General features: G+C 56.3%; 11 protein-coding genes. All 11 read left to right on the top strand.

Going from position 1 to position 14,791, the window contains the following annotated elements; translation table 11 throughout:
• The first annotated feature begins 164 nt into the window (after positions 1–164).
• The 11 genes from wecC (at position 165) to B9Z01_RS23475 (ending at position 14,787) form a co-directional block, all read left to right on the top strand.
• Entirely contained in the window at positions 165–1,433 is a 1,269-nt protein-coding gene (wecC, locus tag B9Z01_RS23525; RefSeq protein WP_085487461.1) for a UDP-N-acetyl-D-mannosamine dehydrogenase, read from the top strand.
• Positions 1,430–3,943, top strand: coding sequence for a coiled-coil domain-containing protein (locus B9Z01_RS36675; RefSeq protein ID WP_085487459.1), 2,514 nt, complete (start codon positions 1,430–1,432; stop codon positions 3,941–3,943). Before wecC ends, B9Z01_RS36675 begins: the two co-directional genes overlap by 4 nt.
• A 75-nt stretch (positions 3,944–4,018) precedes the next feature.
• Entirely contained in the window at positions 4,019–5,215 is a 1,197-nt protein-coding gene (locus B9Z01_RS23515) for a methyltransferase domain-containing protein (RefSeq protein WP_167387562.1), read from the top strand.
• A gap of 151 nt (positions 5,216–5,366) precedes the next feature.
• Positions 5,367–8,096 (top strand): glycosyltransferase, encoded by a 2,730-nt coding sequence (locus B9Z01_RS23510; RefSeq protein ID WP_167387561.1) that lies wholly within the window; start codon positions 5,367–5,369, stop codon positions 8,094–8,096.
• Positions 8,097–8,188: 92 nt separating this feature from the next.
• Positions 8,189–9,133 (top strand): alginate lyase family protein, encoded by a 945-nt coding sequence (locus B9Z01_RS23505; RefSeq protein ID WP_167387560.1) that lies wholly within the window; start codon positions 8,189–8,191, stop codon positions 9,131–9,133.
• A gap of 294 nt (positions 9,134–9,427) precedes the next feature.
• A complete protein-coding gene (locus B9Z01_RS23500) occupies positions 9,428–10,714 on the top strand; it encodes a nucleotide sugar dehydrogenase (protein ID WP_085487451.1) in 1,287 nt (428 codons plus the stop codon).
• Between the two features lie 50 nt (positions 10,715–10,764).
• The gene (locus B9Z01_RS23495) at positions 10,765–11,781 is read left to right on the top strand and encodes a glycosyltransferase (RefSeq protein WP_085487449.1); all 1,017 of its coding nucleotides are present in this window, start codon (positions 10,765–10,767) and stop codon (positions 11,779–11,781) included.
• Entirely contained in the window at positions 11,778–12,308 is a 531-nt protein-coding gene (locus tag B9Z01_RS23490) for a hypothetical protein (RefSeq protein ID WP_085487447.1), read from the top strand. Before B9Z01_RS23495 ends, B9Z01_RS23490 begins: the two co-directional genes overlap by 4 nt.
• Positions 12,309–12,479: 171 nt before the next feature.
• Positions 12,480–12,788 (top strand): hypothetical protein, encoded by a 309-nt coding sequence (locus tag B9Z01_RS23485; protein ID WP_085487445.1) that lies wholly within the window; start codon positions 12,480–12,482, stop codon positions 12,786–12,788.
• A 377-nt stretch (positions 12,789–13,165) separates the two neighbouring features.
• Positions 13,166–13,615 (top strand): LbetaH domain-containing protein, encoded by a 450-nt coding sequence (locus tag B9Z01_RS35680; protein ID WP_167387559.1) that lies wholly within the window; start codon positions 13,166–13,168, stop codon positions 13,613–13,615.
• A 209-nt stretch (positions 13,616–13,824) separates the two neighbouring features.
• Positions 13,825–14,787 carry a polysaccharide deacetylase family protein gene (locus tag B9Z01_RS23475; RefSeq protein WP_085487441.1) on the top strand — a complete coding sequence of 321 codons (963 nt, stop codon included), beginning with the start codon at positions 13,825–13,827 and terminating at the stop codon, positions 14,785–14,787.
• The last annotated feature ends 4 nt before the right edge of the window (positions 14,788–14,791 follow it).

The following is a 14,791-nucleotide window of genomic DNA, read 5'->3' as shown; positions in this document are numbered from 1 at the left end:
TATTCATGTAATGGGTAACGCGGTCATTGGTGCGCTGCTGGATACAGTCTCAAGTGTGCGCATCTGCTTGACGTTGAGATTGCCGATGCTTCGATTTCGCGGGCAGCAAATCCCTGCCGTGACTGCAAGGTTACCCCGCGGACTCGCAATGTTTTGATGAAAGCATGTTAGATACAATATCAATAATTGGGCTAGGTTACATTGGCTTACCTACTGCAACGTTGTTCGCGTCGCGCAGGCATCGGGTGATCGGTGTCGATGTTTCCCCGTATGTCGTTGATACCATTAATCGGGGAGGTGTTCACATCGAAGAACCTGAACTGGATATTCTGGTTCAGGCGGCGGTTGGTTCTGGGTATCTGCGGGCGACGATGCGACCTGAGCCAGCCGACGCTTTTGTCATCGCTGTGCCGACACCATTGACGGAGGATCAGAAGCCCGATGTGAGTTACATCGAGGCTGCCGCGCAGTCAATTGCACCAGTGCTGGCGGAAGGTAATCTGGTCATTCTGGAATCTACATCGCCAGTGGGCACGACCGGGCAACTCGCGCAATGGCTGGCGGAACTCCGACCGGATCTCACGTTTCCCCAGCAGACCGGGGATAACTCTGACATTCGCATTGCTTACTGCCCCGAACGCGTTCTACCTGGGCGCATCGTGCATGAATTGGTCGCGAACGATCGCATAGTCGGTGGAATGACGCTGAAGTGTTCAGAAGCAGCAAGTGCGCTTTATAAATTATTTGTTCAGGGTGAATGTGTGGTCACGCAGGTGCGCGTGGCAGAAATGTGCAAGCTGGCTGAAAACAGTTTTCGAGACGTAAACATCGCCTTGGCGAATGAACTTTCGATGATTTGTGACGGGCAGGGCATCGATGTATGGGAATTGATCCGTCTTGCTAACCGGCATCCGCGCGTTAACATTCTGCAGCCGGGCTGCGGGGTGGGGGGGCATTGCATTGCCATCGATCCTTGGTTCATCGTGCATGGTGCGCCGGATGATGCAAAGCTGATCCGTTCCGCGCGTGAGGTCAATGACGCCAAGCCGGCTTGGGTGATTCGAAAGGTTGAGCGGGCGGTTACCACACTTGCCACGTTGAATATTGCGTCTGAAGACATCCGTATTGCGTGCTTGGGTGTTACCTACAAAGCAGATGTCGATGACCTGCGCGAAAGTCCGGCGCTAAAAATTGCCTTGGCTCTAGCGGATCGCCGCGAGGGGAGAGTCGCAATTGTCGAGCCCAACCTGCAAACATTGCCCGAGGAGCTGACAAGCTCGGAAGTAATTCTGATGTCCCCAGACGAAGCTGTCGCTTGGGCACACATACTCGTTTTGCTCGTCGATCACGCTGAATTCAAGTGTATGGAGTTCGGGCTCAATAACGGACAGGTACTCATCGATACCCGTGGCATCTGGAAAGACAAGAAATGACGAAAAACCAGAATAATCCGGCTAATTTCGAATCCCGTCTCAATGAGATGGAAGAGAAAAATGAACGGCTGCTTCTTCAACTCCACCGAGTTCAGGAAGAACTGGAGCATTACTACTTGACGAGCCAGGATGTCGAAAAGGGGCAGCCAACGAGTTCGCAAAGTGGCAGCGCGCTTGGTAAAGCTTGGATTGATGACGAGATCATCGATGTCCTGGCAGAAGGCCAGCGTTTGCGCGTTCTGGTAGAGATGCAGCGCAAAGTCCACGAAATTCAAGCGCAAAATTCCCTGAACGCTAGGTTGGGGAGCATCTTGATCGAAGGCGTGGATACGCCGGCCTCACTGCTCTCGATGCCGGGCAAGCTCGGAAAAATCTGGAGGGAGTCGACACGGAAAACGCCGCCTGACTCGCTGGGCGGGAAAGGGTTCGACAAGGCCATAGAGGTGTACCGCGAAGGTGGCTTTGACGCAGTCGCAAAGCTACTGGCCAAGGTTTCGATCTCACCAGCAATGCAGGCCAATGCCTATACGGTATTAGCTCGGCAATTGATGAACAGCGATCGCGCCAATACGGCCGAAGCCGCGCGTCGTGCGCACGCGCTTGATCCGAAGCCCTACCGGTTGAAATGGCTCGCCTTCAGACTTCACGAGGCGGGCAACATCATCGAGGCGGAGGCCGTGCTGGATATCCTGTCGCCGGATACACAATTCAGCGATTCTGAAGCTCGCCAGGCCAATCAGTTGCGTTACGAGGCAAAGCATGTCCGTCAACGAGAGGCAAGGGAGAAGTCTGCCTTTGCCGAACGTCGTGCCGAGGTCGAGCGGCAGTTGAACAGTCTGACAAGAGAACGAGATGTGCAATCGAAGCTGGCGGAGGAGCGCGGCCGGGAAGTGGCAGCGCTGAAGCAGGCGATGGTGCAACTGGAGCAGGAAAAGACGGCGCTGGCAGAACGGCAGGACGAGGCGGCAAAGCTGGCGGAAGAGCGCGGCCAGGAAGTGGCAGCGCTGAAGCAGGCCGCAGTGCAACTGGAGCAGGAAAAGACGGCGCTGGCGGAACGGCAGGACGAGACGGCGAGGCTGGCGGAAGAGCGCGACCAGGAAGTGGCAGCGCTGAAGCAGGCGATGGTGCAACTGGAGCAGGAAAAGACGGCGCTGGCGGAACGGCAGGACGAGACGGCGAGGCTGGCGGAAGAGCGCGACCAGGAAGTGGCAGCGCTGAAGCAGGCGAAGGTGCAACTGGAGCAGGAAAAGACGGCGCTGGCGGAACGGCAGGACGAGACGGCGAGGCTGGCGGAAGAGCGCGACCAGGAAGTGGCAGCGCTGAAGCAGGCGATGGTGCAACTGGAGCAGGAAAAGACGGCGCTGGCGGAACGGCAGGACGAGACGGCGAGGCTGGCGGAAGAGCGCGACCAGGAAGTGGCAGCGCTGAAGCAGGCGAAGGCGCAAGTGGAGCAGGAAAAGACGGCGCTGGCGGAACGGCAGGACGAGGCGGCGAGGCTGGCGGAAGAGCGCGGCCAGGAAGTGGCGGCGCTGAAGCAGGCCGCAGTGCAACTGGAGCAGGAAAAGACGGCGCTGGCGGAACGGCAGGACGAGGCGGCGAGGCTGGCGGAAGAGCGCGGCCAGGAAGTGGCGGCGCTGAAGCAGGCCGCAGTGCAACTGGAGCAGGAAAAGACGGCGCTGGCGGAACGGCAGGACGAGACGGCGAGGCTGGCGGAAGAGCGCGGCCAGGAAGTGGCGGCGCTGAAGCAGGCCGCAGTGCAACTGGAGCAGGAAAAGACGGCGCTGGCGGAACGGCAGGACGAGACGGCGAGGCTGGCGGAAGAGCGCGGCCAGGAAGTGGCAGCGCTGAAGCAGGCCGCAGTGCAACTGGAGCAGGAAAAGACGGCGCTGGCGGAACGGCAGGACGAGACGGCGAGGCTGGCGGAAGAGCGCGGCCAGGAAGTGGCAGCGCTGAAGCAGGCCGCAGTGCAACTGGAGCAGGAAAAGACGGCGCTGGCAGAGCGGCAGGACGAGGCGGCAAAGCTGGCGGAAGAGCGCGGTCAGGAAGTGGCGGCGCTGAAGCAGGCCGCAGTGCAACTGGAGCAGGAAAAGACGGCGCTGGCGGAACGGCAGGACGAGGCGGCAAAGCTGGTGGAAGAGCGCGGCCAGGAAGTGGCAGCGCTGAAGCAGGCCGCAGTGCAAGTGGAGCAGGAAAAGACGGCGCTGGCAGAGCGGCAGGACGAGGCGGCAAAGCTGGCGGAAGAGCGCGGTCAGGAAGTGGCGGCGCTGAAGCAGGCCGCAGTGCAACTGGAGCAGGAAAAGACGGCGCTGGCGGGGCGGCAGGAAGAGACGGCGAAGCTGGCATCAGATCGCTCAAAACAAGTAGGCGACTTGCAGCAGCAGATGAACAGCCGTCAGGCCAAAGAAGCTGAGCTTACGGCGCGTCAGCAACTGATGCATGAGGAACTGGTCAGGGCCGAGGCACAGCTTGACCTGATCAAGGACATGCTGTTTAGGGAACAGAGTCTATGAAGTTAGAGAACCTGGTCTATGAAGGCATCTTCGAAAACTACTCGCCGACGCAAGGTCTTTGCCAGGAATGCGGTCATGGTTATTGAACTGCAGTTGGAATCGGTCGTCGTTCCCTATGACGAGAACTTGCTGGAGCGCGCTCGCACTCAGTGGCAGTTTGGCGATTGGGAGAGGCTCTCGAAAATCGATAAAGAGATGCTCCGGCATCATCCGGAACGGGCTAGGCTAGCCATGCTTGTTGCGGCTAGCCATCTTCAAATCGACAACAACATCCTGGCGAGGCAGTTTCTGCAGCTTGCCCGTGAATGGGGTTGTAGCAAGAAGCTCATTGCGCAAATTCTTACCGCGGGCGCCTTGAACAGTCTTGGGCGCGCTGCTGTGTTGGCGGGCGATATGCCCCGCGCACTTAGGCACTTTGAGTCCTCAATTCAGGCAGGCACCCCTGGTGCAGACACGCGCCTGATCGCCATGGCGCGTTCGTCCGAACAGCTTGCGCAAGTCCAGAGGTTGAATACTTGCGCCGCGCATAATGCGACAACTTCGCAAGATGTGCACGTAACGCAAGTAGATAGCAAAGCTGATAATTCAGTGCGAGCCGTTGAATCGGTTCAAAAATCGGAAATTTATAACAAGGCCTTCTACGACGAACAGAGGCATGGCAGTGAGTCATCTGCAAGAGAGGTCCTGCCCGCCTTATTTCGCTACTTCAAACCACGCACAATGATAGATATTGGATGTGGCGTTGGAACATGGGTAAAGGTGGCAAAAGAACTCGGGGTCGAGTTTGTTTTGGGTGTCGATGGCAGCTATGCAATTGCAGGACTCGTTATACCCGAGGCCTCGTTCGTTCCACACGACTTAGGTCAGCCTTTGGGAAATCTTGGACGCTTTGATCTTGCAATGAGTCTGGAGGTTGCTGAACATCTTGATGCTAGTCGGGCGGATGGATTTGTAGCTGATCTGTGCGGCTTGTCCGATGCGATCCTATTTTCAGCGGCTATTCCTCATCAGGGAGGGGCAGATCATCGAAACGAAAATTGGCCGGAATATTGGGCGACAAAATTCGAGAAGCATGGATACGTACCATTAGATTTTCTACGTGAAATTTTGTGGACGAACAGCAAAGTCGAGTGGTGGTATCGTCAAAATGTTCTCGTATTTGTACGTGAGGTCGTACTGGAGAAAGTATTCGGCAGGATGGAGCGGGCTCCTTCGCAATATCTGACAAGAATTCACCCAGATTTGCTCATCAAGCGGGCTACTAGGCGCTGATCCTGATATTGACCTCAGTTTCGAGCTCTCTGAATTCAAAAAATGACAGATGAGTCGCTTAATTTTTTGATTTTGCGACTGTAGACAAAAATCGACATATCACGTAACCAACGCTATGCAATGTTCAATCAATCGATACCCGACCAAATCGATGATGCCGGCCCTCCCATTTGATAAAGTTATCGTTTCGCTGACAACCATTGCGTCTCGCGAACAGTCACTTCGTGAGACGGTCGCTTCTCTAGTCGAGCAGGAGACAAAGTATCCATACGAGGTTCGTATTCATGTTTCGCGCGATGCGTATCTGTTGGACACAGGTTTCGCCTGCGAACCCACATGGGTTTCGTCTCTTTCTCTTGGTAGTAAATGCACAGGAATCAACGTAGTTTTCACACCGAACACCGGACCTTACCGAAAGCTGTTGCCCGTGCTCGAAGAGGCGTTCAGCACAGGTAGCGACCCGGTGATCGTTACCTGTGACGACGACACGATCTATCCCGACGACTGGCTTGATCGCATCATCGACGTGTACCTGACATGTCGTTGCATTGTAGCCTATCGAGGGCACACGATTGCCTTGACGGAAAGCGGTGACTTTGCGCCTTACACCAGGTGGATCACCGAACCTAAACCATTGCTTTCGCTTCGGAATCTGCCGACCGGAAAGGATGGCGTTTTGTACCGCGCCAGCATGTTTAACACCGCCGTGCACGATATCGAGGTGGCAATGAAATATGCCCCGACATCGGATGATCTCTGGTTTAGATGGCACACAATAGGTAGTTTCATCCCGTGCCGGATCATCAATACCCAAAATGACAAATTCCGTAGCACTACATCGTTTCAGGACGAGGTATCACTGTGGGAGCGTTTCAATAGCTCGGGTGGCAACGACAAAGCCGTAACGGCACTGGAAGAAATATTTGCGCAGCGAACGGGTGAAGCTAATATTTCGCGGCTTCGTGCTGTAATTGCGGAAGCTTCGCGGCTGTCGAAAATTGATGGAGTAGAAGCTTACGCACCGAACACCGCATACATCGACCAGGCATTGAACACGGCCAAACGAGAAAGGTCGTTCGAACGTCTCTTTAATGCCCCGGACGGATTGAGGCGCATCTCGGCCGAAACGTATGAGTTTCTTCAGATTGGTCTCGGACTCAGCTTGCAGAGACGTGGTATCCCCGCCAAGGCTCTTCCATATCGCAAGTTGATCATGGGTGTGAAGACCTGGAACCGTGTTGACTACGTGCGCGAGTTTGTAGAGACATTTATCAGCACACGCAACCCACGCTATGACTGGACGTTGATCATTGCTGATGACGGGTCGACAGACGGCACGCTAGAGTACCTGCGCAACCTTCAGTCTCCGGTACCCATTCGTGTTATCGAGAACCAATCGGCCTACGCTTGCGGCCAGTTCAACTCGATCAATGATGTCGCCGTGGAACTGGGCTTTGACGTTTGCTTCCATGCTGACGACGACATCATCTTCGTCAAGCCTGGTTGGGATGATCTCTACCTTAACGCAATGGAGCGCAGTGGTTTCCAGCACCTAGTCTACAAGAACCATGAGCAGCACCTCGAGCTGACCCGGCGCCAGCGGGATGCTAATTTCCAGCTGCCGCCGGAGCAGATCGATGCTAGCGGCACCTGTAGTTCCATTGTCGACGCTGAATCGTGCGGCGGTGCGTTCTACACGGTCACACCGGAAGTGCTCAATCGGGTGGGATATGCAGATGAGATCAATTTCCCGATTCGTGGCCAGTGGCACATCGACTTCACGATGCGTTGCGTACGGGCAGGCTTCAACGGAAGTGCTCACCTGTATGACGCTAGGGGCAGTAACGACTACATCACATCGTGGGAGTCGCGCGAGGGCTATCGCTGCAGTCTGCCGTGGAACGACCAGTACAAAAAGACGAAGAATGAAGCCGAACTTGCGCGCCGCTGGGCGGTGGTGCGTGAGCCGCACCGAATCTATGTGCCCCAGAGAACGAGCAAGCGGAAAGTGAATGGACACGCGTCGCCGGGACTCCCGCGCGGGTTTATACATCTCAACGATGTGTTCGATCGTGTCTACGTCATCAACCTGAAGCGCCGGCCTGACCGGTTGGCGGCGTTCTCGCGGCAAGCTCGTGCATTAGGGATCGAGTTCGTCGCCTTTGAGGCCGTCGATGGCTCCCGGGCAGATCTCGCTCGTACGTACGCGGATTATGTGGCGGGCGGTGTGGTTAAACCCGACGGCGAACGACAGATTCAGTTCTCGCGACAGTTCTATCTCGACCGCTCATTCACCGAGGCCGACCGTGTCGCGTACCTGGAGCGCAACGGCAAGAAGGCCGTGGCCTCGCAGGGTGCCCGAGGTTACCTCGAGACCTACATTGCCATCCTTAAACATGCCCTTGGGAATGGTTACGAGCGAGTGATGATCTTCGACGACGATGCATTGTTTCACCGTGACTTCGTCGTCAGGTTCTCGGTCACGGCCTCCCGTTTGCCGGCCGACTGGCGGGTCTTCATGTTGGGTGCAATGCAATTTAATTGGGATCCTACATGGGTGAAGTTCGTCGGCGACGATCTCTATCACTGCATGGGTAGCAGTGTGGCCTCGCACGCCGTGGGACTCACGCGACCCGCTATGGAGGAACTGCTACAGCACAGCCTGAGACGGGACATGCCACTGGATATCGGCGCGCTTTCGTATCTGCAACGAGAACATGCTCACGAGTGTTTCGTGGCCTACCCAAACCTCGTGATCCAGGAAAGTACCGAGTCGGACATCAACACATCCTCGCACCTGGACGAGGGCAATCACAAGAGCAACAGATTTCGCTGGACACTCGAGGATTTTGAATGGACAAAACAGCTAATAGAACAGTAGCCATGCGCGCCTGCTTGTGGGCGCTACTGGCTTTTTGCAGCCTGCCGGCTCGGGCTTTCGTCTGCCCTGTTCCGCCCCCGACGATCGTAACCGTGACGGGCATCGACTTTTACATCGACAACAAACACTCGGTGATCGATCCGCGACTCGAACAGCGAAGCGTGGAAATGAACAAGCCGTTGCGCGATGCGATGTACGAACTCGGCGAGATGGCCGACGGAACGGGACGAGCACGTGATCCGATGTCCGCGGATTGCGCGTTGGGGTGGTTGAGGCAATGGGCTCGCGATGGCGCTTTCACGAAGCTCGGCCGCGGCGGCACCGTGGAACGCGCGGTGGCGGTGGCCAGTGCTAGCGACGCCTACTGCACGGTACTCCGTCGCATGGACGTGTCTGCCGAGGACCGTGCGCTCATCGGCGGGTGGTTCGTTGGGTTGGCCCGGTCGCTTGTCGAACTGGAGAACTCAGTGCGGCCCGGTGAGCAGCAAAACAACGTTACCTTCTGGTCGGCGCTGGCTGTGCACAACATTGGCACGCTACAACACGATGAGCATCTGAAGCGTTGGGCCGGGGAGGTCTATCAACGCGGACTAGACTCAATCAACGCCGACGGCTTTTTCGCGAATGAGATAAAGCGCGGCAGACAGGCATTGCGCTACCAGTGGTTCGCGCTGGCCCCGCTGGTCGTCATGTATGTGGTCTCGGGGGATGACGACGGTTTGCGCAGCAGCGACGACACGGCACGGCTGCGTAAGGCGTTGGCCGCGGCGCAGGCGTCGCTGGTCGATGTGGGGCCGATCAGCCGGGACGCCGGAACCAATGTCGATGCGGCCGGAATTCGCGACTACACGCTGACGCGTACGACCGCGCGGCTGTCACGCTGCGTGAGCCCCTCTTTCGCGGCGATGAATCTGGACGTGCCGCCGGACCGCGATATTGCCCGTGACTGGCGATTGGCGTCGGCATTCGCGTATCCGACCTGTGTCGATGTCGCCAGATGGGGTGACCCTGAGGGGAGGCATGGCCGCGCAAATTAGGACATTGGAATAAGGCAGTATGACTTTCCGTTAGGCAGGTGTATATCGCCGGGCGTTCTATTGGCGAATACATTGTGCTGTACAACCGGAAGCGGCCCATTCGACTTTGATGGATCAGACGCTGGATGAGGCATACTTCGCGACGCTGCCTGCGATCAAATCGGCAGCATGGTTGCCTCGGACGTTTAACTAAAAATCTTGGAAAACTGACCCAACAAGTGAGCTCTCCTCTATTGGGTTATGGAGAGAAACGCCGAGGGGACCTGAGGCTTGCAGAGAATAGAAGGAAATGAAATGCGGGAGCAGTGCGTTGCTGTAATTGGTTTGGGATATGTTGGCTTGCCGCTTGTCGTTGAGTTCGGTAAGAGAGTCAAGACGATCGGGTTCGATATCGATGCTTCAAAGGTGGAGTCTTGCCGTCGCGGCGTGGATCCGTCGCGCGAGTTGAGCGAAGCGCAACTTCAGGCGAGTCTCCACGCCGTCTATACGGATGAGCCTGCGGCTTTGGCAGAGGCCGACGTGATCATCATCGCAGTACCGACGCCCGTGGACGATGCGAATACACCCGATTTCGGGCCGCTGGTCGGGGCTTCTGCCGCTGCGGGGCAGCACATGAAGCAGGGAGCCGTCGTGGTATATGAATCGACGGTGTATCCCGGAGCTACCGAGGAGATGTGTATCCCGGTGCTGGAGCGCGAGTCCGGACGCAAATGGAAGAAGGATTTTTTCGTTGGCTATAGTCCGGAACGCATCAATCCAGGTGATCGGGACCGCACGCTGACGAAAATCGTCAAGATTGTTTCTGGCGATACCCCGGAGACACTGTCCACGGTGGCGACCTTGTACGAGTCGATCATCGAACCAGGCGTTTTTCGGGCCAGTTCCATCAAGGCCGCCGAGGCTGCCAAGGTCATCGAGAACACTCAACGAGATCTCAATATCGCGCTGATGAACGAACTCGCACTCATCTTCAACAGGTTGGGCATCGATACCAACGAGGTGCTGGATGCGGCAGGCACCAAGTGGAATTTCTTGAAGTTCAGGCCTGGGTTGGTGGGTGGGCACTGCATTGGAGTGGACCCCTACTATCTAACGCATAAGGCGGAGGTCGTGGGGTATCACCCGCAGGTGATTCTTGCGGGGCGACGAATTAACGACAGCATGGGGAAATACATTGCCGAGCAGACCGTCAAAAACATTATCGCAACCGGAATGTTGGTCAAGGGGGCGCGAGTCAACGTCCTAGGGCTGACATTCAAGGAGAATTGTGCTGATCTTCGTAACAGCAAGGTCGTCGACGTGATTCGTGAACTCCAGAGTTACGGGGTGGAAGTTCATGTTACGGATCCGCACGCTGATCCTGATGAGGCGTTAGATGAATACAACGTCTCCTTGAAACGCCTGGAGAACCTGCCACAGGCCAATGCGGTTGTTGCAGCCGTTTCTCATCAGGAATATACGCGTCTTTCGCCGGCCGACATCGAGCGGCTACTGGTGCCGCGGGGTGTTTTTGTCGACGTAAAGTCGGTTTTCGATGCCGCGAGGTTGCGGGAGTCGAGCTTTACTGTTTGGCGGCTGTAATTTTGAACACCGTCCTTTTCCTTTGCACAAATGGTGCCGGACTAGGCCACATGAACCGTTGCCTGTCCTACGCGCGGCAAATGCGCAGTCGGGTGAAGCCAGTGTTCTTCTCGTTGGCAGCAGCGATCGAGATCATCGAAGAGATGGGTTTCGATGCGGACTATTTCGTCTCTTCCAACTGGTCGCGCGCGAGTTCACGGGACTGGAATCGCGAGTTGTGTGTACGCTTGGGAATGATGCTGGAGCGGGTGGCACCGGAGGTAGTGGTCTTCGATGGAACTTGGCCTTACCAAGGCTTTATCGCGGCGTGCGAGAGGTACGGGAAGGCAAAGCTGGTGTGGTCGAACCGAGGCTTGTATCGGGCGGGCAAGGAAAAGTCATTTTCCAGACGCGATATCTTCAGCCTGATTGTGCGGCCAGGCGAGGTGGGTGATTCGTTTGCCGTCGAAGATGGTGAGTTCGCCCGGGCGCAGGTTCGTGTGCCGCCTGTCTGCATTCTGGACGAAGACGAGTTGCTTGACCGGGAGCAGGCTCGAAGTGCTCTCGGGCTGCCCCTGGCAGGGCGCTATGCGTTGTTTTCCCTCGGTGCTGGGAACATCAATGACGTGGAGAGCGTGGCGGCGGGTTTGATCCGGCAATTGCAGGATGCGGGCTTCGAGATTGTCTGGGCCAGGAATCCGATATCGGTGAAAGAAGTTGTATTGCCAGATGGGATTCGCTCGATTTCGGCTTATCCGCTTGTGCGTTATATGCGCGCCTTCGATGTTTTTGTCGGTGCGGCGGGGTACAACACTTGTTGCGAGGTGGTGCAAACCCAGGTTCCGTCGCTTTTAGTGCCGAATACGAGTGCGACACTAGACGACCAGCTTCGCCGCGCGCAATTAGTAGCCGGGCATGCGCCGGTGGTGGTCTCGCCGTGTACGAATGAAACCGAGCTTCAGGCGGCTGTTGTGGCTGTCTTGGATCTCGTAGCACTGGCAGGGATGCGCCAGTGTCCAGTACCGATGAATGGTGCTGAGATGGCAGCCGAGGAAATGTTAACGCTGATAGATGGCGGACGGCGATGATCAACAGGGATGAGTTGCTGTCCGTGCGCTGCCAATGGAAGGCTCTGGCGCGTGCCTTCGACCGCCGGACCACATTGCGTTACCGACTGGTGCCATATGGATGGCGCGAGACGCTCCTCGCTAGGCTTGCCGATGCGCAGGCGCTACTGGGCATTAAGCACGGGTTTGTTCCGCAGGGCGGGTGGCCGGTGGCGCTGAAGCATGCCGAGCGATCCGAGGAGGGCACAGTGGTTGTGCTTTGGGCGCTTGGGAGCACGCGCGAGACTATTTACCAGGTATGTGATGAGATCGCCCGATTGGAGGGGATGTCGGCACAGTTCACCCCCGTGTTGCTTACGGACGTGGCCGATTTCGCATACTATGCGCGGCTGGGGTGGTTGGTGGAGTACTTGCCGAACTGGACAGGCCCGGCCGCGCGCCACCGTGAGCAGAAGCTGGCCTACCTTGCGTGGCGCTATCGGCATGCGTTGGTTGTACCACTCTCGGCCGCTGTCGCTACTCTGTTGGAATGGGGCGCGGTGCCATGAAAGGAAGTCGCTATGCCGTGGTAACTGTGGATACGAAGGCGCAGCCCAAGCGCGCGCCGGATGATCACGTCAAGCGGCTGATGTGGGGCGAACACGAACGCGGAATGGCAGGGATCCGCGAAAAGGCTGATATCGGGGACGAGGCGAGAATGACGCAGAGTGGGAATCGGCATGAAATTCCTGCTCGATTCTCTTCAGATTTTGCCGACCGAATCGTGGTTGGCCTTCACCCGTTCGGTCACGGCGCGGGCGCTGGAATTCGGGGTGCGGAGGGCGACGACGCCGTACACGCCGGAACCGAGAGGCCTGCTGTACGTGGCCGCCAGCACCTTGTCTTATCACACCAGTGGCTACATGTCCTGCACCCATGAGGTCATTGATGCCCTGGCGGCGGCAAGAGTGCGACTGCGAGCTGCTGAAAATATCGTACTCGGAAAAGAACTGGAGCTCTATTTTGATGTTGCTTTCAAGGTGCGATAAAGAACTGGAGCGGCACTGAAGTTTATAGCGTGATTGAAGAGCAACGGTTGTGAAAAATTCTTTTAGAAGTAATTTATCAGGTATCTATGATGAACATCGCGGCTAAGCTATCACACTTTAGAGACGCGGGGAAACTTGATGCTGCGCCTATTTCAATTCATGATATTGAATGCCATGGGATTAGAAGGCAGTGTGCGGGCAATCTGAATTACTGCTACTTCGAAGATGGTGCACAGTTGAGCTCGCCGGTAATCGCTTCATCTCGTTGCTCATTCATCGGAGCATATAGTTATATGAATGATGGCGGTTATATGCGAGAGAATGTGTTCATAGGGCGGTATTGCAGCATTGGGAGAAGAGTAACTATAGGAGCCGGGATGCACTCGACTACTGGCCTAAGCAGCTCACCGGCAATTAGAAATGGCACCGCACGGCCATACAATGAGGAAGAACGGAAGTTTCTGCTGGGGGAGAGGGAAGTCCGAAGTCGCTTCACAGTCGTTGATAACGATGTTTGGGTTGGCGACGGCGCAATTATTATGCCTGGCGTGTATGTTGGCGTTGGGGCTGTCGTTGGGGCAAACGCAGTTGTTACAAAGGATATTCCGCCTTATGGAATAGCTGTTGGAGCGCCGGCTCGTGTAATCAAATTGAGATTCCCTTCGGATGTTATTAATGGTTTGTTGCGATCTGAATGGTGGGAGCTTACACCAGATTGCCTTCAGCAGCTTCCTACCGGCAACGTGTTTGAGTTTGTTGAGTCAGTTATGGATTGCGACCACCTCGAACGCCAGAGTTTTGATACATATATATTGACAAACCCTTGAGGTAACTCTTTGGGAAACTTGGGCGAATATTTGCCCCGTCGGGATTTGTTAGCGGAGTATCTACCGGAACTGAGTGGCGATGGGCGTTCTTATCGAGAATGAAAGTGCGCCCTTCTGGCATGGCGTTGTCGCACTGCCAGCATCGATCCGCCGGCAGCGGAGTTGGTGAGTGAGGGCGAGTGGAAAGTTTTACTGGAAATGTACAGTCTATGATCGGAAAGAATCGTTATGCCCTGTTGACGGTGGATACTGAGGCACTGCCCAGGCGCGCGGCGGACGATCACGTTACGCGGCTTATGTGGGGGAGGCACGAGAAAGGCCAGGCCGGTATTGCGGAGATGGCCGCAATCGGTGATGAGTTCGGCGTCAAGCACGTTTTCTTTGTCGATGCGTGCGGGGCCTATTCCCGGCTGGATGAGACGCGCGAGGTGATGCGCTGGCTTGATGCGGCGGGGCAGGATGTTCAATTGCATACTCATCCGGAGTATTTGCCTGATGCCTTTTGGGACGAACATGGACTGGCCCGGCATCCGAAGCACATGAATCAATATGCGGAAGATAGTCGAGCCGAACTTGTGATCAAGCATTTCGGCACCCTACTTTCGGAGTGCACCGGCAAGCCCGTGCTTGCGCACCGGGGAGGATCGTTCCGCTGGAATGCCGGCACGATTCGAGCGCTCAAGGTTGCGGGCATCCAGCTGTCGTTCAATAATTCGATGAGTGCCGTGCATGTGGGGCAATGCGTCTACAGCGAACCCACGAATCTCCCGTTTCTCTGGTCCAACGGTGTGATTGAGGTGCCCACGACTGAGAAAAGAATCAAGTCCAAGGTGGGCAAGAAGGAGTGGTGGGCCCGCCTGACGTATCCGGAATCCTCCTATTTCCGGGTTCGTCCTTGGTGGAGAAAATCGCTGTTCGATGTTTTTAGCGGCAGTCCCGAATTGTCGGTTTTCCTATTGCATTCTTGGTCCCTGTTGTATTGGGACGAGCAGCGCCATGCCACATACCGGGACGATCAGCGCTTGGAAGGATATAGAAAACTGCTGTTCCGCCTGACCAAGGACTACGACGTTATCACTACTACGGACTTTCTGGACCTCCATGCACGGGGCAAGATTAAGACAACGCATACGGTCGAGCTTGCCCGAGCGGAATTGGCTGCGTACAAGTAGGCAA

The sequence above is a fragment of the Paraburkholderia susongensis genome (assembly GCF_900177725.1).
GTDB lineage: Bacteria > Pseudomonadota > Gammaproteobacteria > Burkholderiales > Burkholderiaceae > Paraburkholderia > Paraburkholderia susongensis.
The sequence above is the reverse complement of the archived record's forward strand: the minus strand, read 5'-3'. Positions and strand labels throughout refer to the sequence as shown.